The following is a 21,202-nucleotide window of genomic DNA, read 5'->3' on the forward strand; positions in this document are numbered from 1 at the left end:
CCTTTTGCGCTTTACTTATCAACGATCCACCAAGGGTCTACCAAGCTCGATTCAGATTAAAGCTCTAACTCAATGTTGAGCTTTCTTATGATCCAATCTGGCACCGTGTGCCCTGCTCCGTAATTTGGCGATGTGGTCTCTACCTGATCTCCCGATACCCACTCTGTTTGGTTATCTTGGTTGCGTGACACCGTCCAGAACAACTGGTCTTTTTGCCTCTTGATGTAGTGCTCTACCTGCAGCGCAAACTCTTTGCTCTCAACAAATAGGCCAAACTCTATATTCAAGAAATCAGAGCGTGGATCGAAGTTCGACGATCCGATATAAGTCAGCTTGTTATCTATCACGACGGTTTTATTGTGGTAATAGGTATCGCCATGAAAGTAATGGTCATCATTCATCGCTTTGTCTTTGTATTCGAGAATGTTTACCCCTTTATCAAGCAATTGCTCACGGCTTACCTCGTAAGAAGCTGGGACAAAAGCGGAGTCATTCGAGCTTGAAGAGTTGGTCACCAATTCGACATTTATCTGTTTCTCTGTCAGCGCTTCAATCGCCTTAAAGCGCCCTTCTGTTGGAATCACATAAGGGGTCGATATCAACACATGCTCAGCGTTATTGAGTGGCTCTTTGAGGAAACTCTCCACACGAGCTCTAAAATAGGGCTGACTATCAGTGAGCTTTTTCGTTGAATCAAATACTGGTGTTGCTAATACATCAGTAAAAGTCACCGATGTTAGTTGCTGCACAGAATGCTCAATCACACTCTCTGGTTCACTCGCCTTATTTCGAGCCTTAGCGAGCGCCTTGTTGAAATGCGGATAATCTCGCTGATATTTGATCTTTATCTGCTCAGATATTGGCGTGAGTAGTTCGCTGCTCCACAGTGCCTCATAGTTGTCTTCGAAAGGACGAAGAATGTCACCTTGGAACAGAACATCAAGGTCAAAGAAATTTGCCTTTGGGCTGTAACCAAAATACGCATTACCGATGTTGCGACCGCCTAATATCATCTGTTGTTGGTCTACATTGAAGTATTTCTCATGTAGGCGATGGTCTAAAGTTGCTCGATTTCCTGCAAAGTCGACCACTCTGCCTAACCAGCCAGTCTGTCTTGAATCGAACGAGTTAAATAAACGTATTTCAATATTGATGTGATTCGCTAAGTCAGCCAGCCACTTCTCGTTGAATACCAACAAGTCGTCTAAGGTCAGGCGTACTTTTACACCTCGGTCTGCCGCTTGTTTGATCTCGTCGAGTAATAACAGCCCCACCAGATCCTCATCCCACGAAAAGTAGGTCATATCAATGCTAGTTTGAGCAGCACGAACCAGTTCGATTCGGCGAGCCAACGCCTCGGGTGCAGTTGGAATTAGGTAAGCTTGCGCTTGAAATTCTGTTGGTTGCCAGTTCTGTTCAAAATCACTTTCAACTTCAGGAAATGAAGTGGCACATCCCATCGCCAGCGAAATGAAAACCATCAGACAATAGAATCTGAACGGTCGTAAATTCACGTTAGTTATTACCTTTTAAAAATAAGCAGAAGCAGGATTAATATCGCCAAGCTAGGGTGTGACAAGCTCAGGTTTTACAAACCAGAAGTTACAAGCTTTGGCGTTAAAGAGTATTTAAATAGGAGTTTGCCTGTGTCCCTACTGGCAAACCTTATCTATCTGTTTTTACATCAAACGATTAACGATTAACGATTAACGATTAAAGAGTGATTTCACATCGATATGAGCCCAATCGCTTTGTGAACCTAGCGCTGGCAGTTTCACCCACATTTGCAGTTCATTCAGATCAGCAACCACTTGGTAGTTAGTTAGGTCAACATCTTGGTTCGTTGGCTTGGTCACACCACCGTTCTCTTTAAAGTTACCCTCTTCGTCGTAAAGCGGTAAATCAAAGATATCGCGCATCACTTGAGTATCAATCTCACCTTTATGGTCGTCATGACGAGCATTTAGGTTATCGAATCGCTTAAGGGAGAAGCTCAATGTTTCACGCTTACCTAGACCCCAATCAGGATTCAAGAAGGTGTTTACTGTCGCAAATGAGCTCGCATCTTTGTCTGATACACGTTTGCGGTTCTCTTGAATCGTATTTTCATAAGCACACGCTTCACCGTCTTTATCTGCAACCATCCAGATAGAAGCCACGTCTGTTCGAGCCGCTTGGAAACGTGCACTCAATGCTTGCGCTGAATCGGACTCTGTCATGTAATCGAATACTGAGTTAAGGAACGAAGGCTTCTCAACTGAAACAATATTGCCACCCATTGATGTGCCGTCGTGAAGGTCGGTATATACGCCTTTGTCGTTAAAGCCTGTCACCATCCACGTCCAACCAGGCCAGCTCACATTCACTACGCTGTTAGAACCATCTGTTGGGTTGTAAACCGTTGTGTAGATTGGGAAATCTAGGAAGATCTCACTCCAGTCCATGTTACGACCAACCACCATGTTGTTATTGGTTGTGCTGTCGCCCCATGTTGCCAACGAAGAACAGCCAGAAAATGAGTGTAACTTGCCAAGGTAGATAGCCATTGGACCGCTTTGATCAAGAACCACGACTTTCTCTACTGGCCAGTTCAATGCATCCGCAACACCTTGGAAGTACTGTTTACGACGCAGTGAAAGTGAAGCAAATACACGAGCACCGAACATCTCGAATGCGTCTTCTTGGCTGATCAAACCTTTATCAAATTCTGGTTGAACAAGCACATCGTACATCGCTTGCATGTGCTCAGCTGAAAGAGCACCGTATTGCTGCCCCATTTCATACCAGCTACCGTTAAGTTGAAGAACATAAAGCATCTCTTCGCCTGTTTCGAACATAGTGCCGTTCTCAAATTGTGCTTTTTTGATAAGAGTTGAAGTGTTCATAATGACCTCTGTTTTTAAGTGTGTGTTTGTTGAAGTTGGGTTCATTATATGGAGGGTTTTCATAATCAAACACTGCGTTATGACGGATTGAACCCTACAATAAAACCGCGCAACAAAGAGATAAAATCCAATATAAAACAATAACTTAAAACCAAACCCCGACATAAATTCATATAGTAATCCTCCACTCTAAGGCGCTGTGCACCTTCACTGAAGATTAAATAAATCAAAAAAGTTTTCTCTTGTTAGGGCCTGTTGACCAAACAAAAAAACGACCAATCGAAGATTGGTCGTTTTCATTAATAAGGCTATTCGTTGGACAAATAGTGGCTAAGCAACCCTGCGTCTTCTAGGCCGTTTAAACGCCCTTTAGCAAGCGCAGGATCGTCGCCCGCTTGCGTGTATCGATCCCAGTCGAGTTCCAATGCAATATCACCCTCATTGTCAATTACTAGCACACTGTCAGCTTGTATTTGGTATTGATAGTTGTTGAACAAATCATCGTTAAACCAGAGGCGCGATAGGGTCGCCATCAGCGCTTTGTCTTTTTTAGATGGTGAAACCGTGGTTCCATCCAATTTCAGCGCTTTGTTAAACACGAACGGGAGCTCCGACCCGTTACACGCGCCACTGATACAACTAATGGTTTTGAGTGCATCTTCTATATCTACTGCGCCATTTTCGCCTTTGGTGTTGTAAGTCCAGACGTTGAAACTTGGCTTATAAGCAAAGTGATACAAGGTTGCAGATTGCTGTGACTCTTTCGCTTTCATGCGGCTTGGCCCCATAAATAGCGTGTCATTCATCATCATTTTAAACTGCGACATGTTTTGTAAAGCAAAGCTCAATTCACCTTCGTTGCTCGGCGCAAAGTCTTTGAAACCAAGTAGTTGAGAGGTTTCCTCTCGATTTCCTAGCCCAAAGAACAATTGGCTCACAGCTTCATAAGCGGTACTTGGCAACTCAGGCAAATCAATAGGAAGATCCAGGTCAGCTTGTGGCATATCGCTCTGCGCCAGCGAGTGAATCGCCGCAACATTCGATGCATCGCTCACCCATTCATCTACCGCAAGTCTCAACTGCTCAGCGGATAGAGAATCGAACTCTTCCGGTTGCATGTCCGTTATCATCTCAATGACTTTTGGAATCAAGAATGTCAGCCGTGGCAACATGCTCATGGTGTTGGCGTCATCGGCATTGGTTCCTAGAACGGTAGGCACCGAAAAATCAGCATTAAAAGGCTGTTCAGTCAGGTCAGAGCAAGAGCCTGTCCAACTGAGTTCATTACAGGTTCGATAAGGTGATAGAGGCATCAGAGCATTCATCGGTGTGCTTTTGCTCAACACGTTAATACCGCCAGTTACCCACCCGCTTAGTCGACTTCCAAAGCTCAAGATATCCGATTGTGCTTGCAGTACCTCACTGATAGAAGCGTCGTCTAAATCGAGGTTTTGATCCTGTGATTTCGCATTACTGTAAGTTCGGTATTCGAAGCCATAGGGATTACTTTGCATGATCGCACGCTGAAAATAGTCCGATGATACAGTGCCTTCCTGCATCTGCTGTTGAAGCAGTGCAATCGACATCGCTCCTGCCCCTTGTCCCATAACAGTGACATTGGAAGCATCGCCGCCGAAATCTGTGATGTAATCTTGCACCCACTCTAACGCACGAGCTTGATCGCCAATGCCGTAGTTCCCATCTTGGTTTTCACCTTTCACCCAATGACTACCGAGTACACCTAATCGGTAGTTAAGGGTAATCATGATGAATGGATTGCCATCATCAGCGCCTTGCGCCACAACAGTATCGCCATGCACTAATGGATCAGAACCAGAGCCATATTCAAAATCGCCGCCATGCAAAAATACGTAGACAGGTAGGTTATCGCCCGCTTGCGTATTGTCTGGACGCCATAGGTTCAGGTTCAAACAGTCTTCTGATTGGGCCTGAATCGTGGTCTTTAGCTGCGGGCAAGATAAGCCAAACTCTGTCGCATTAACGCTTCCCTCAAGAGGCGTAACAGAACTATGTGCAAAGCGCTCAGCAGCCGCAAAAGGGATCCCCTTGAAGGATTCAACCGAGCCCAACACCTCATCTCCATTGAGTCGATTAATCACGAGAGACTCGCGAAGCGCAGTAATGTCGGCATAACCCAAATCGAGATCAATGATCTGCGATGGATCCGGCTTCAATGGTTCAGGTTTTGTTGGTTGGCTGCCTGAACTATCACTACCGCAAGCGGCTAGTAGTAATGAGGTGCTAATGGCAATGATTGAGCGATGCGTTGTCATGAGGTTGTCTACCTTGTTTGCTGGCTGAATTTGTTGACTCAAACAGGCGTGTCCTTGTGCGTCGTTCTTTCCTTTTGACTTGTTTGTGCTGGTCTGTGTGAAAATTATATGGTGATTAAAGCAACACGAATAATCGCGTTTGTAGGATGAAACCCTCATCCTCATTGATGACTCTTTACTGATAAAAAAACACACGCAACTTGGCGTGTGTCTTCATATTCGATGTAAATAATGGGGTTTACATCCAAGTGATCATCTTCATTGGTGATAACGATTCACTTACATCACCGAATGCAGCAGGGCCATCAACAACGGTTCCAACAATCGGTGCACCTTCATTTAGGTCAACTTTGTTTAGATCCACCCAGAATAGACCTGGCTGACGTGAAGACTCTAAGTAGTATGTTTTATTGCTGTGGTCAGCCAGTGAGCGCCATAGCGTCGCTGAAATGTTTGGATGATCTGGGTCTTCCATGCCTAGAGGAACACCAATTGAACGCATGATTGACATCGCTGCAGCGACCGCTGGTGCACCATCTTCAAACTTCGGAGTGCTCTCTAAGAAGTAATCAACACGAACGAAACGGTCTGCGGCATTAATCGTACCCGGTAACATGCGGTTACCACCCACCAGCTTCCAGTAGCTATTGATTGCCAATTGCTCATCAAACGTCGGAGAGTTTGTCATCACTGTATATTGACTGCCGTGATGAATCACTAGCTCACCATTGATGTATTCTAGAATCGCCGAATCACCTTGTTCGTCACTCAATGAAACGTGGGCTGTTGCCGCACGGCCATTCGCCAATGCAGGCGCACAAATAACGAATTCAGGTTCACGCATCGCATCAACGGCTTCTTTTACAGTGGCAAAGTTATCCAGGAAATATTGAGTCCAAGCACCCACAGAGATAACTGGCTTTTCCGATTTTGTGTAGTCACCATAATCAGCTTCTGCGAAGTATAAAGCGTTAGCAGCTAGACCGGCTTCATTAAGACCATCTGACGATGCTGAGTCATACATTGCAGTGAAAACTGAGCCGTATTTAGAGGTCCAAGTTAGTGTATTCTCATAGTTACCGCCTGACTGCTTTAAGCCTCGTGGTAATACAATAACTGCGAATTTTGACGTTGGATCGTTCCAGTCCATACCGCGGCCAGTGATGAATTTTTCAGAATTAGTTTGGTAGACAATACGAGTACACATAGTAAGTAGCTCCAAGAAGTTAAAGTAAGTTGAAATTCTGTCGTTCGCTCTGAACTTGGTACTAAATTTACGGTGATTTTCTTTAATGAACCAATCGCGAAAGACGGACTTCATCCGTCATTTACAGATCTTGGAATTCGGCGTATAACCTGAAAAAATTAAAATGAGCCACATAGCAAAAAGCCGCCACTCTATTAAAGTGACGGCTTTGAAGATCGAAAATATATCGCTGTTTGTTCTGCCATGAACCTACGGCTAACGAAAAATCGAAGGCGTTAGAAACCACTACCTAAATTAATATAGAAGGCGTCATCTCCTTCGCTTGTCGCAACATCGACTCCCATATACAAACCATATCGGCGAGCTAACTGATAGCGAAAACCTACGCCATAGGCATCGACCATGGCATCATTACTGTAGTGACTCTCATCTCTTGTCGCACCGATCCCGTAAAAGGCAGACACCTTCCAGCGGTGATCAATATCATAGGTCACTTGCGTTTGCAGTGTAGCCACTTCATCCCCTTGGTAACGGTATGACTGGACTCCGCGCAACTTAATATAAGGTTGGGTTGTCGGGGCGACAAATAGCTCGTCAGTGGCGAACTTTTCATAGTCACCCGCCAAGCCGAGAGTCCATTTGTCCCCAAGAGGAATGTAACCTTGCCCTTCTAAGCCGAATTTTTGATAGTCTGAATCACTTCCCAATTTCTCGTCATAAACCATATAATCGGCAGCGACCTTAAATCCAGATGTTGGATAAAAAAGGTTGTTTCGAGTGTCGTATTCCGCCACAAGGCCAAGACCAGACGTGACGCTTTCTTTACCAAGCGTCCACTCAAGGATCTGGTTAATCGCACGATTATCTGACTCTACAGAGCTATAAGAAGCGAACTGCTTAATCCCTAACATCAACGGCGTATCAGCGACACGAAACTGCAAGTTCTGCAGCATGGCGGCACCTGTTGTTTGCGTATTGAAACCAAATGACGTTTCAAACGGCGGGATAATATTGCCAAACCCAGGGAATGAAATGTCTTGATAGATATCAAGATTCACTTTACCCACGCCAGCACCACCGATATAGCGAATGGAGTCATCTAGCCATGAGTGTCTGTGCCCAGCGAAAGCAAACCAAGAACCATTTTTTGTACCCGCAGCACCCACCGCTGTAATAGACGCTGGCATTAGCTGAGCGCCGCCATCCAGAGCATTGAGAGCAGCCTGTTTACGCGCTTGCTTTTGCTCTTCAGTCTCATGCATGAATACGCCAACTAGGCCGCCACCATATCCGACTGCAGGCTCTGTGATAATGATAGGCACAGGTAAAAATCCGGCTGCGTTTTCTGCGATGTGGTGACCCATATCGAATTGACCGTCAACTTCATCGAAGAAGGAAGCCAATGTCGGAGTAGAGAGTATCGAACAGCTCATGGCGAGCGTTGCGAACGGTTTATTTAATTGCATAGCTTTGTCTTTTTAGTAGCAGGCAATTCCTGCGAGTAAAGCTTCCATGCATGAACATAACCTTACCGCTCAATGCAGTAAGAAATCGAAGATCAGAGTACCTTAGCTATCGCTACCTAAGCGCGATGATTAATGATCGCCCAGCTAGGCACCACAATGTGTTTTTGAATCGAAAGATGGCGCAGATATACCACCAGCCCCGCAGAGATCAGCGCGCCGAATTGAGTGTACTGCTCAAAAAACATCAGAAAGCCGGTGTAAAGCAGGCAACCGAGTGCCACGGGTATCGCATACAACTCTTTGGTTAATAGCAGCGATGGTCTTTGCAGAAGCGTATCTCTGACCACTCCGCCACCTACCGCAGTAATAATGCCTAGAATCACCGGAGCCACTGGCAAGCCAAAGCCTAATGCCCACGCCTTATCTGTGCCTTGAATCGCGAACATAGCAATCGCGAGGGCATCAATATAGAGATACAAGGTGTTGATTTTTCTAAGCTGAATAAATCGAAAAAAGAAGAAACCCAATAAGCTCGCAACACAGGCAATGGTGATGTAGGAAATGTCTTCAGACCAAAATACTGGCACATCAAGGATACAGTCACGGATCGTGCCGCCACCTACAGCCGTGATAACTCCGAGTACGGTCACAGAGAAGATATCAACACGCTTTTCCAACGCCGCCAATACCGCTGCTAGTGCAAATGCTGCTGTACCTAGCACCGTAATCGCATCAATAATAAATTCAGTGGTTGTCATTGTTTATCTCCACTCCAGTCATAAACAGCACAGCGAATTCAATTTCACGATAGGAAATGCTGCGCCGTTTAACTGGATAAACGCTAATAGATTTAAGGATTAAGCTGCGACCAAACTTGTTGATTTTGAACTTTTAAGTAACCGTATTGGTAAAGCGACAGCATGTATTGGCTATCAAACATATCTTTGCTGCCACGCTTGGCATGGAACGAATCATCGATATCGCTATAGGCCATATCCAACCCTTGCTGCTCACTAAAATAAGCAATTCGATATAGATCCCCAGCACTTTGGTTCACGGTCATGCTTTGAACAGTGCGAGTAATAAGGTCGATCCCTTTGTCTTCAGTTAAATGGTAAGGCAGCGCTAGGCGACCATTACGCACAACATGAACCTTGGGCGCTTTATTCAAACCAAGTGCATCATTGATCTTCCCGTACTCAATATGATCCGCGAACAAGAACATTTGAGCAGCTAGCCCACCGTCAACGTGCAGCTCTTCAAGTGATTGTCCTTGATATTCCACAGGAATAAATTGAGGCGGAAATACACCGGGGATCGAAGCACTTGCCGCTAGAACCTTATGAATCAAAGCCACTTTATTTGGTGCATCGCTCGCGGCTATTTGTCCCAGATTCCAAACCACCAGCTGTTCTGAATCAAACTGTGCCGTACCGATCAACAGGCGCTTTCCAGAGTTATGTACGTCAGCAATCTCTTGAATAAACTCAGGGGTGTAGATTTGTTCAATGAACGCCAGTAGCTTGTCGCCACGAGTAAAGGCGTCTTTAAACAGTGTGTTCAGCATGTTCTTTTTGCCGATGATTTCGCTGTCTTGAATGCCTAACATCACCGCTTTCATCTCTGGAATTTTTTCACCGCCAACAAAAGCAAAGGGTGCTATCATCGCCCCAGCGCTGATGCCTGTTACCACGGTGTAGTCCGCTAATTCACCTGCATCGTAAAGCCCATTTAGAATACCGGCACCAAACGCACCGTTAGCACCGCCACCCGATAGCACCAGTACATGCATTTGATCATCGCTCACCGTCAATGGCGTTGTTGCTGTCGACTCGTTGTAGAACAGAGATTGCTCGCTGCCTTTGAGTATTCGAATCGGTTCAGGTGTTGTTACGTCACCACCCAAGCTCACATTAACGTGCTGATAATTAGCTTCGTTAACACGCTTGTCGAGGGTATGAGATGAAGAGCATGCTGTGACAAACATGAGTGTCACTATGCTCACGAAGGTGTTTTTAGTCTTGGTTTTCATTTGATACCTATTAATAAAAATGGTCTTCAAGTAATGGGCCAATCCTTTCCCTCGTCACACCTAGCAAATCTGCCTAGGTTCTTTCATTAACGTTAAATAGGTTCGTTAGCGTTAAATCGTTTCGATAATATTAAGCGGACTTGTTTAATCGATTAACTCGCGGATGCAGGACGCCACTCTCACTTTAAAAGTGGCGGTCTTTTTCGGGTTCAGTGTCCAGATAGGTTAAAAGCGGTAGCCAAAGTTCAGCGTCACTGAGTCGCGTGTTTCGCCCTTGCTGTAGAGCGCAGTAAGGTTATAGTGCTTACCGATCTGTTTGTTAAAGCCGACCAAGTAAGCCCAGTTATCTAGATTGACACCGATGTCATAATCAAACTCAATATCGCCAGCCACAACGTGACCGTCCATACGAGCATCCAAGCCTTGGTACTCTGCGCCGACAAACAGTTGTGTGCGGTAATCAACAAGCTGGTAACCCAACATTGGTTGAACGGTCACGATACCATCGCCCCAATTGTCAGTACCTTTCAAACGCGTCTTTGTGTAGCTGCCGGTAACAGAGGCAAAGAACTCTTTGTAGCCCACAGATAACGTGGTGCCCATGCCGACTAAATCGTATTCAAGGTGCAGTGGCACATGGACATTGCCTTTGTTACACAGCATCGAGACCTCTTTACAGAATGCGTCACCCAAGTGCGGAATTTTGTTATTGAGCTTGTCTCTAATCGCTTCCCCTGCGGCGCCCGTGTATTCCGCATCAACCTGAGCATCGACGTTGATCTTTCCGACCAAGCCGTACACATTCCAGAAAGGTAGAATGTTGACATCACCTCGTAGAGTAAAACTTTCAGCATTCACCACACCAACACTGCCAAGTGGGTCAAACAGCTCATTCAGACCAACGCCCTCAATCACAAAGTCAGTAAACGGAATATTCATGTTCTGATTGCGATACGCCGCTGAAATACCGAATGGCAATGGAAGGTCGATACCTTGTCTTCTCACCATGTCGCCCATCAGAGGAAACACTCTATCAAGGTCAACACTCTGCTCTCTCATGCGCGGGTCTGATACATGCTCTAATCGCTCATGATCTAAGATGTTCACACCGCTATCGTCTTCGTAGATAGCAACAGGCTCAATAGAGCTCACCACGTGAACGGGCTTCTTTTTCGACGTGCCTTTTATCTCGGTATTCTTGCTCGCCAGAATCACTTTCCCAGACGGTAATACGCTAAATTCGATATCTTGCTCATAGCTGTCGACGCTGTATTTGTCGTAAGAAAACGGCTGTCTATTGAAGATACGCATCTGGGTTGGTTGGCCATTCTCTAGCGTCAGTTCCACACTCAAGAAACGGAAATAGGCGATATCTTGCGGCAGACCATACTTGGAGTAATCGAAACTGATCACGACACTACCGTCCTCTTTTTCATCCGCTTTAATGCTCGATTTGTCGTAGCTCTCGGCATAGTCTCGGAGGCGATATTCAGTACGTGTGAAGTTTTCAATCTCATCAATCACATCTTCATGAGCATCAAGCGCATCTGGGCTGTACTTAATTCTTAAATCGATGTTGCCCTTCGCATCTGTATCTTTCACCAAGTACACGCTCGACTCTCGAACATCGTCGCCAACCTTGATTGTGCGTGTCGCGTATTCCACAAGATGCTCACCCTGTAAAAGAGAACTCATCGCGAGCTTAGGGATATTCTCGTCTAACCCGTAGTGGGCAAAAACTTGTTTGCCTGAAAGTGCTTCTGGCTGTGTAGAGCTTGATTCATTGGCAAAGCTATTGCCTGAGATCGCCGCGAATAGCGCCAGAGATAATAAAGTGTGCTTAGGTTTACGATTTGAAAATAGATTGTTCATTCTTTTAAGTGCCGTTCATTAATCAGAGCTTTTTCCTCAAAACTCTGACCATTTACTTTGCGGCGAATATTCCAGATCACCGTGCTTGTTAACGTGATTGACTCGTTAAGATGGGCACAGTTTATGAGGATTTGGAAAAGTCGATGAATCGCATATGTAGGACTAAACCCTACCAAAAGCTGAATGACTATATTTTCAGTTTTCTTTAAATTTCAATTAAAGGTCGCACCAAACGACAAGTGCAATCGATAGTCATCCTCCGACTGTTGACCTTTGGCGATATCGAGCTTGATGGGTAACCATTTCGAATCCCACTCTAAGCTCAGTCCCGCCCCTCGCTTCCATTGCGATGAATCATTAAATACATCGCCCACATCGTAAAACAGACCGCCCCACAAGGAGCCGTATAGTCGAGCTTGATAGTCTAGCCCCAACGTTGCAGCGAAACGTCCCCCGGTGAGTTCGCCCGCTTCATCCTTGGGTGAAATAGAGTTGTATTTATAGCCGCGAATGCTGTTATCTCCACCTGCAAAAAAGCGTAACGAAGAAGGCACATCCTCAATTGAATCAGCAAAGTTAGCGCCCAAATAAGAACGCATTAAGACTCTATGATTGTCTGCTATCGCCCACTTTAACTGGCTAGTCCCTTCTATTCTTAGAACCTGAGAGTCCGATAGCAGGTTGCTTGAAGAGTAAGCAACTGAGTATAGATGTCGGTGTTGTACACTGGTGATATCCTCGCGACTTGGCTCATAAAGAAATTCAATCCCCGGCATCATCAGCTGCGTTTCATTACTGTCTGAGGCTTGTTGATAGTTCTCATACAGATACTTTAGGAACACCGTGCTTTGCCAATCATTATCCAGCCGCCAATGCTTTTCAAAAGTGAGGTCCCCCAGCACACTCAAGGTATCGAGGTAATCCGTGTGTTTGGCTTCGAAGCGAACGCCATAGTAATCGTTGATAACATCTCGTTCGGGGATCTTATACCCCAACAACAAAGACTGCTCAGGCTCCGAGATTTCAAGCTTGCTCTCAAAGCTGTGCCCTTTTTCGTTGTACCAAGGCTGCAACCAACGCAGCGAGCCGCGCGCACCAGTATTGGTTGAGTAGCCCGCCCCCACTTGAGCAATATGCTTAGATTTCGGCGTGAGATAGATATCGATAGGTACTTGGTGACTCTTCTTTCCACTGCTTAAGTTCGGAGCTAACACGACATCACGATACCAATCCGTTTCAATCAACCGAGCTTGATATTCGGAAACCAGATACGCCTCATAGGCTTGACCTTCTTCAAATGTGGCTAAACCTTGGGTGCGTGAGGGTTCAATCTGATTGTTATGCAGCGTCACCTCGCCAAACTGATATCGGTCGCCAGAATTGAAATGAAGCTGAATATTGGCGAGATTTTGGTCTGGAATCACTTCCATACGAGCTACCGAAAACTGAGCATCGAAATAGCCTTTGCGCAGCGCCAGCGACAACAGCTTCGATTTTAATGCATCATAGCTCTGGTGATTGAGCACCGCTCCTTGCTGTAACGGGGTTTGAGCAAGCAACGCCAAAAACTCTTCATCATGAGCGGCAGTTCCATCCAAACGGATATCCAGCGAATTTATCCTCACAGGCTCTCCAGCAACAATCTCAAGCTTTAGGTGATCATCATTTTTCACGGTCGATTTAAATGTTGAGTGATAGTACCCGTAAGGGTGGAGTGCGGTGTCGATGACAGAGCGAAACTGACGCTGACTGACTCGATCTAGCCTGTGATTCTCATAAGCAGCAAGGTGCGATCTTAGATTGGTTTCTAGCTCGCCCGTTAACCCATCAATCTCGACGTCAAAAGCGAGTACAGGCGCATTGTTCAAGGCAACAAGCGACAGAATCAAACCAACCCATTTATTGTTCATCATGCCGCGCTCGCTGCTTACTTAAGACAACGCTACTGTACGGCTAGCCGCCATTTTCTTTGAATCGCGTAAGATGGATGGGATCCTCCCACCTTGCGTGAGGCACAAAAAAACCTTGTCTTTCAACAAGGCTTAGGAGTTAACGTCTTTTATAACGAATAGAGTATGTTAGTTACTCAGGCTATTTCGAATCGCTTTACCCGGGTACACACCTTTCAGTACTTTTGAGTCTTCTACTACGACAGTTCCATTCACCACAACATAGGGAATACCCGTCGAAGGTAGGCCAGGTTCTTCCAAGGTTGAATTGTCTGTCACTGTGTTTGGATCAAATAGCGTGATATCTGCATCAGCACCAACTTGGAGACGCCCTTTCTTGCTCATCTGCTCAATACCGTTCTCTTCCAAGAACTTGGCAGGCATGTAAGACATTTTCGATACCGCAGACATTAATGGCATTAGATTATCTTCACGCACCATTTTCAATACGCGAGCTTGTGTGCCTGCTGCACGCGGGTGACCTTGTAAGCCTTCATAAGATGTATTCCAGCTGTACGCCATCATGCCGTTGTCTTTCATCAGCGGGAATGCATCACTGCCGACAATCGTAGATTCGTGTGCCAATGCATTTTTCAGATCTTCATTGGTCGCACCATAGAACATCACACTTGCACCCGGGTCTTCTTTCAATAGTTGTTCATAACGCTCTTTGGTTAGCGGCTTCATGGTCTCCGTTTCAATGATGTCTGAGTAGTCACGTCCCATGTTGCGTTGATAGTTATCGGGAGCGAGATAGTCCGCAGCCGCGATAGTGGCACCAAAATTATAAGGGTAGATCTCCGCCATCACGCTAAACCCTTTGTCTCTAGCATCATCCAGCATTTTCAGCGCAGCTGGTGTTTCATTCAGAGTTTGCTGGTGCATGTGTTGAACCAGCAAACCACCACCGTAGATACCCACGCCAGAAAGCATCTCTTCAATGCCTAACAAGCCAGACGTTGGTGGCATTTCACTGGAAAAACGACCATGAAGGAAAGTCGGCACACCGTACTCACCCGCCAAACGTTGCCACTCTTTCGTTTCAATTGTGGTCGCCGCTTTAGACATGTAACCCACAGGAACGCCAATACCTAAGCCGCCCTCTTTTAGTTCTTTATCAACCATCTGAGTAATGGTTTCAATCTGCTCGCTGTTGGCAATTTCGCTGAGTGCGACACCACTGATACCCGATGCTTTCGCCTCTTCGGTATCAAAAATGTCATTAATCATGGTACCTGTGCGGGTGTTGTATTTGCTGTTTAACACCTTAGTTCGAATGCCCGCAGCCGAAACACTTGCGCCAAAGTTAGTTTGAGAGCGCCCTTCTAAACGCATGTACCAATCACTCACTGGGTATGCACCCACTTCAAGTGCCAATGGGGTTGTTACACCACTACGAAGCTGAAGCTTTTGCATCACTGGAATCGCAACGACGTGTGAGTGGGTATCAATAAAGCCCGGAGCCACCACTAAGCCTTCAGCATTGATAACCTTATCGCCTTCCAAAACTTTGTCTGTGATTTCGACAATCTGCCCGTTATCAACAGCAACGTTAGTGACCTTATCCAGCCCCGTTTCAGGGTCCATCACTCGGCCATTCATGATCACAAGATCATAAGCAAAAACATTAGGTGACAGGGCGACCATTAATGCCAATGCAGTTTTCTTTAGAGTGTTTGATTTAACTTTATTATTCATATTCTAAACTCCAATGGTTCGATTGGTATGTGCTAAATGAGTGAGGCTGTGTGCCTCTTTGAAGCCATTATTGATGATTTCTGCCATTCCATTAACTCTCATATGACGGACGCAACCCTGCCTTAAACGGCTCTCTCGGAGGTTCATTTCGACCTGTCGTTGCCGCTCTTACGCAACCCATTCCCCATACCCATTCCCCATATAGACAAAAGCACGGCCATTTAGACCGTGCTTGTTATAAAAATTAAAACGCTCTAATTAAAAGTAGAACTTGTAGTTTGCCCACACAACCGTATCGTCGATATCAATAGATTGATTGTTAGCTTTCATTGAGCCAGAGGTATTATCGACGCGAAGTTGTCCCCAACGTGTTTTATCTTGTGAGAACGGAGTCGCAATCATGAGCGTTGATTTAAGCAGTGACGTCTCAATGTCGCCATCCAAGTAATTGTACTCAGGCCACGCACCAATATAGGTTCCATCGTTTCCTAGCGTGTACATCGCATAGAAAGCTGCTGACATACCATAAGCCTCTCCACTTTTAACATTAAATGCATTTAGAGATTCATCAGAGTACTCACCCGCTAGCACACCTAAACGAGGGAACAATTGCAGCCTTTCAACGCCAGCATTAATAGCCGCAACACCGCCTACCGAGGCCGAAGTGAACATCGCATTATCAATTACATCCACTGACAAAGCGGCTCTTGGTACAACATGGTTATCTGTAGTGAATACATGAAAATATTGCATGCGGCTGTCTGAGTACTTGCCCTCTTTGTCCATGGTTCCTTCCACGGTTAGCATGCCGGTTTGGCCGTTATCAAAATGAAAATCACCAGAGATAGAGCCTTTCAATGCACCTTGGTTGTTCAAACCAAAATACGCAGAGGTACTTGTCTCTGTTAAGTCAGAAGGGTTTGGCTCAGAGTCTTGTGCCATAAGGGGTGAAGCGAGGCCGATAGCAGTAAGTGCAAGCGTCAGTCGGGTCAGTTTTTTCATCATTAATACCTATACAATACAAAGTGGGCGTTCCCTCCTATTGGTGAGGTACAACGCCCCACCTGTTTCCGTACTGCAGGTATTGTTGACCGATAAGCTCAAATCTCTAACTCTCTAATGACGGATCAAACTCGTCCAATAGTCATTGCTCAAAGATGAATGGCTATTATCGCTAATGCCGGCTTTAGCCTATGTGATATTTTGCATAGAAATGATAAGCTTTTCTGAAAAAGGTTGAGAACAAAAAGCAAGGATTAGATTGATTAACTCGATTACAGTACTTACTAGGTCCTCGGTTGGTATCGCCTGAGAAGGTTTGGGGCAAAAACAAGTTAGAGCAACCTTGTGAGCCTAGGAAAACAGAAACACAAAAGATGACAAACTATATCTGAACTAATAGATGTAAGACCAGCGACTAAACAAACCGCAATTAACTTGCCCTATCGACCGTTTTAATGTGATTTAGGTGACGAGAAAGCGCCTCTATAAGATCTCTCTTTATCAATGGCTTAGTTAGGACTTCGTTTGCTCCGGCCTCTAAAAAAGCTTGAGTCGATGTTTGCATGATGTCTGCAGTCCACCCGATGATAACAAGGTCGCTATGGCCAGCCTCTCGTATTTTCTGAACCGTCTCCACACCGTTCATTTTCGGCATGTGGTTATCAATTATCACGAGGTTGAAACTGCCCGATTCCAGCTGATTTAAAGCTTCATAGCCATCCTCACAAGTAACACATTCGACGTTCAACTTATCTAAAAAGCCTTTGGCAATAATGCGATTCATTTTGTTATCGTCGGTCACCAAAACCTTAAACGAAGTCAAGTCGACTGTTTGTGTTTCTGCCCCTTTCTCGTCTTTATGCACTATTGCTGGAAGGTCGATAACAAAACTGAATCGGCTTCCTTTTGAAACCTCGCTTTCTACATTGAGTTGTCCATTCATCAAAGTCACAAGTTTGTGGCAAATCGCCAGCCCTAACCCTGTACCACCGTAGTTACGTGTTGTTGATAAATCTGCTTGCTCAAACTCGTTAAAGATTGAACTCAATCTGTCATTGGGGATCCCAATACCAGTATCTTCGACAGCAAACTCAATTTTCGTAGGGGCTATTCGCTTAACGCTTACATTAATTGAGCCGCTTTCAGTAAACTTCAGTGCGTTTCCAACGAGGTTAAGTAGCACTTGTCGAATCCGAACAGAATCGCCATTGTATGCGAGAGAAGGATCACAACCATCGATAAGGTTAAACTCAATACCTTTCTCGGAGCACAAAGTTTGATAAGTGTTCAATACAGGGTTGGTAATTTCAGACATCTTAAATGGGTGTGGGGCAATCTCTAGGCTATCGTTTTCAATTTTAGCCAAGTCTAGAATATCGTTCAGGATTGCGATCAGATGCTCGCCTGAGCCTAATGCCAACCTCAGGACATCTCGTTGATCTTCTTTTTCTAAATCGTCGACAAGCATCTGTAAGATCCCTAACAGGCCATTCATTGGGGTTCTTATCTCATGACTCATCGTGGCCAAAAATAGTGATTTAGCTTCATTGGCCTGACGTGCTTTGCTCGCTTGCTCTTCTAGTTCAAGCCCAAGCTTCTTGATATCGGTAACATCACGTTCGATAGCAATAAAGTGCTCAACTTCGCCTTCATCAGTACGCAAAGGCACTATGTCGATATCTACCCAATAAGGTGACTTATCAATCGTATAATTCAATATTTCAGCTTTAACTTGATTGCCCTTTTTGAGCGCAGATCCAATGCGACTTGCTGTTTCAGAACAAGTGCTTTCACCTTGTAGAAATGCCCCGGGTTTCAAGCCTTTTACTGAGTCTAATCGGTAACCTGTCATGACCTCAAAAGCGCTATTTACCCACTCAATACGCCCTTCTTTGTCAGTGATAATGACGGCATCCCTAGCTGCTTTAACCACTGTCGCCAAAAGACGACTATCGCGCTCTTTTTCTGCTAGCAGTTTGTTAGACTCTTCAAGCAACTTCTTCGATCCGTCGAGCTCTTTATGAGGGTTAACGAACAACCTCTGTCCCATCAAGGCAACCAAAACAGAACTAATTGTCAAAATGATAAAAAGCCCATTCAATAGCTCTTTCTGAAGAGTTGATAACTGCTCATTAAGAAACGAACGACTGATCCCTTGGGTTAACACCAAGTCGCCTCTAGTTAAAGCCGTTTGGGTTAGTAGCCAGTCCTTTTCACTGTATTTGCTTTTCTCTGTACCGTGCGAATGGTGTTCATTTTCGCCCTGACTATCTGCTTTATTAAGCGAGGCAACCGGCGGCTCAGTTTGACTCAACTCATACCAACGTTCTCTATTAGTAACGAACGAACCAAAAAAGTCATCGTAGTCGACGGCTGTTTCTCCATATATCACACCAGTAAAGCTCCCTGCTTGATATAAGGGCATGAACAACTTTATACAGATATGGTTAGTATCATCATGCAAAAGATACAATATGCGTTCACTCACTTCTTTATTTGCGATTGCTTTGAAAATGGCTTGTTCTTGTGCAGAGGCAGGGTGACGAAATGTATCTTCAAACAACAATTGACCTGTACGATCCCGCACCGCGAATTGCATGGATTGATTTTGCCCTTTGAAGCGTTCGAGATGGTAAGAGAGGCGTTCAATGTTCGATTCTGATGCGGCATCAATAACGCCTTGGTACTGAGACGCTAATACAATGCGATCTTCCGCAACTTCCAGATACTTCTCCATAAAAATCTTAGCGGACTCAAGCTCGAAACTACTGTTCCCACTTTGTAGCTGTTTGACGGTCGATTGACTGTGGTTAGTGAGCACGTAAAGTGATATACCGCCGTACGTCAAAGACGTGAGCAATATAAAAAGAACTAACAATACTTTGGGGCTGAACGAAGAGAGCTTAGCCATGCTTAAATTTCTTCCGTGTGATTCTTCAAAGTTATACAAAAACTATAGAATAAATATCACCTTAGAGGATCGATTCTTATCCCCACCAGCCATTCAGAGCAAAGTCGCTATCTATTATTCTTTCCACCCCATAATGTAAAGAGTAGAGAGATAGGAGGAAGCTTTCGCTAGTTATAGAGATTCCAGATATCTCGCACCTCGGTTCTGGAATGGCAGTAAAATTAAGTCAAAAGAGAACGACAACCAACCCCGTAGTTCTCTGCAGTGAGAAACGAAGTTAGCACTAAGCTCGCTATTCCAACCTACTTCGAATAGTAATCCGTTAATACTTGAATAAAGCGCTGCTTGTCTGCTTCTGGCAACACATTGATGCCCGCCGCCGCTTTACGACCACCGCCCGTTTCAAAACTTGAACAGACCTCATCGGCGCCAGTTCTATTCGACAAGGGTGCACGCAAACTCACGGTATAAGATTCGCCATCTTGGTTTTTTGTAAGCACAGCCTGAGCGCGGCTTGGATCTTGGTTAACGATCTCATTACCAAATACACCACTAATACGCCTTGCCCACGTTTCACTCGGTAATTCAAAGACGCGCGCTGAATTGCTCTCATAAGCCGGAGCGAGAATAGACACTTGTTGGTAGTCATTTTGGTAAGCTGCACGCAAACGGTAGAATACCGACTCTTCATCATTCAAAAGATCAAACGGGTTTGGGTATTGATAAAGCGTTTGGTAAAGCTCAACAGGCGTGAAGTGGAGATCACTGAGTGACGCTCCATACCCGTTGTAGTTGACTAAGGTGCCTAACTCTTCCAAGAACGCGATTTGTGATTCATTAAAACCATTGTCTAGCGCGAGCTTAGTCGCAACTGTTTTTAAGTTGTCACCAAACGCTGCTGCGATTGCCCATGCAACATGTTCACCGTTGAGCTTTTGGTTAATCAACAAACTGGTACAACACTCTGGTGCAGTATCGACTAAGGTTTCAAGGTGAGTAGAAGAAGGCACTTCACCCGTACGATGGTGGTCACAATAGAACACGTCGACCTTTGCATCCAACAACGAACGTAACGCACCTTGATTTTTCTCCATCGACACATCAAGTACCGTAACAGAAGAAATATCCTTTTGAGCCACAACTTGAGAAAGCAACTTAATATCACGCTTAACGCCTGTAATAAGCACGCTCTCTTTTGGTTCACTCAAACGCAGTTGCAGCAACGCAATAATGCCGTCAGCGTCTCCATTGAATACATCGTAATGCATTGGGGTTCCTTTCGTTCTCTAGATCGAATTGGTCAAAACACGAAGTTGTATTTTTACAAGCGACGTCATTTCATATCAATATCAGATTGTTAGGTGATATAACATGATTGAACAACACCGTAGGCAACAAGCTCCCATTAAGACATGCGAGTATCGACAATGCTTCTTAAGAAGATAAACCCTGTAGGATCGATCTTAGGACTGTTGTTCTGCTAAGAGTACTTTCCTCAACAATTGCGCCAGCTGATCTTGTTCTTGTCTGCTTAGCACGTTAAGCATTTTATCCATATTGGCGACATGTGCGTTCAAAACTTTATCAACCAATTCAACACCTTCTTGAGTCAAGACGACTTTACAGCTTCGTCTATCATGCTCACTAGCAATTCGCTGAACCCAATTACGTTTTACCAACTGTTCAATACGCGTACTCACTGCGCCAGAGGAAAGCATTAGGGTTTGATACAACTCTGTTGGAGTGACGGCTGCATCACAACGGCGTAACGTGGCAAGAATATCGAATTCGATACTGCTAAGCCCGTAATCTTGGAAAACCGGAGCTAGCTTCTTCTTCCACACACCACTGGTTCTACGCAATCGCCCGACGACTCCCATCGCTGA

General features: G+C 45.1%; 14 protein-coding genes. All 14 read right to left on the bottom strand.

Features of this window, described 5'->3' with window-relative positions; genetic code table 11:
* Positions 1-56: 56 nt before the first annotated feature.
* Positions 57-1,481 carry a phospholipase D family protein gene (locus AC6R05_RS05895; protein WP_500646862.1) on the bottom strand — a complete coding sequence of 475 codons (1,425 nt, stop codon included), beginning with the start codon at positions 1,479-1,481 and terminating at the stop codon, positions 57-59.
* 225 nt (positions 1,482-1,706) lie between these two features.
* Positions 1,707-2,885, bottom strand: a complete 1,179-nt coding sequence (locus tag AC6R05_RS05900) for a C45 family autoproteolytic acyltransferase/hydrolase (protein ID WP_500646863.1) — start codon at positions 2,883-2,885, stop codon at positions 1,707-1,709.
* Between the two features lie 308 nt (positions 2,886-3,193).
* Positions 3,194-5,179 (bottom strand): carboxylesterase family protein, encoded by a 1,986-nt coding sequence (locus tag AC6R05_RS05905; RefSeq protein WP_500646873.1) that lies wholly within the window; start codon positions 5,177-5,179, stop codon positions 3,194-3,196.
* A gap of 238 nt (positions 5,180-5,417) precedes the next feature.
* Positions 5,418-6,473, bottom strand: coding sequence for a linear amide C-N hydrolase (locus AC6R05_RS05910; RefSeq protein WP_500646874.1), 1,056 nt, complete (start codon positions 6,471-6,473; stop codon positions 5,418-5,420).
* A gap of 188 nt (positions 6,474-6,661) precedes the next feature.
* Positions 6,662-7,852, bottom strand: coding sequence for a BamA/TamA family outer membrane protein (locus AC6R05_RS05915; protein ID WP_500646864.1), 1,191 nt, complete (start codon positions 7,850-7,852; stop codon positions 6,662-6,664).
* A 116-nt stretch (positions 7,853-7,968) separates the two neighbouring features.
* Positions 7,969-8,610 (bottom strand): trimeric intracellular cation channel family protein, encoded by a 642-nt coding sequence (locus AC6R05_RS05920; RefSeq protein ID WP_500646865.1) that lies wholly within the window; start codon positions 8,608-8,610, stop codon positions 7,969-7,971.
* 92 nt (positions 8,611-8,702) lie between these two features.
* Complete coding sequence (locus AC6R05_RS05925; protein ID WP_500646866.1) at positions 8,703-9,884, bottom strand: patatin-like phospholipase family protein; 1,182 nt, start codon at positions 9,882-9,884, stop codon at positions 8,703-8,705.
* Positions 9,885-10,109: 225 nt separating this feature from the next.
* Positions 10,110-11,756 (bottom strand): hypothetical protein, encoded by a 1,647-nt coding sequence (locus AC6R05_RS05930; protein ID WP_285401899.1) that lies wholly within the window; start codon positions 11,754-11,756, stop codon positions 10,110-10,112.
* Positions 11,757-11,968: 212 nt separating this feature from the next.
* The gene (locus tag AC6R05_RS05935) at positions 11,969-13,669 is read right to left on the bottom strand and encodes an autotransporter assembly complex protein TamA (protein ID WP_500646867.1); all 1,701 of its coding nucleotides are present in this window, start codon (positions 13,667-13,669) and stop codon (positions 11,969-11,971) included.
* Positions 13,670-13,834: 165 nt separating this feature from the next.
* Positions 13,835-15,403, bottom strand: a complete 1,569-nt coding sequence (locus AC6R05_RS05940; RefSeq protein ID WP_500646868.1) for an amidohydrolase family protein — start codon at positions 15,401-15,403, stop codon at positions 13,835-13,837.
* Positions 15,404-15,661: 258 nt separating this feature from the next.
* A complete protein-coding gene (locus tag AC6R05_RS05945; protein WP_500646869.1) occupies positions 15,662-16,405 on the bottom strand; it encodes a hypothetical protein in 744 nt (247 codons plus the stop codon).
* Positions 16,406-16,835: 430 nt separating this feature from the next.
* Positions 16,836-19,316: a PAS domain-containing hybrid sensor histidine kinase/response regulator gene (locus tag AC6R05_RS05950; protein ID WP_500646870.1), complete on the bottom strand. Its 2,481-nt coding sequence runs from the start codon at positions 19,314-19,316 to the stop codon at positions 16,836-16,838.
* Between the two features lie 302 nt (positions 19,317-19,618).
* Positions 19,619-20,584 carry a DHH family phosphoesterase gene (locus AC6R05_RS05955; protein WP_500646871.1) on the bottom strand — a complete coding sequence of 322 codons (966 nt, stop codon included), beginning with the start codon at positions 20,582-20,584 and terminating at the stop codon, positions 19,619-19,621.
* Between the two features lie 195 nt (positions 20,585-20,779).
* Positions 20,780-21,202 (bottom strand): MarR family winged helix-turn-helix transcriptional regulator (locus AC6R05_RS05960; protein WP_500646872.1); only part of this gene is annotated, 423 nt, incomplete at its 5' end.

This window comes from Vibrio sp. R11-SG3-ISO9, from assembly GCF_059834255.1.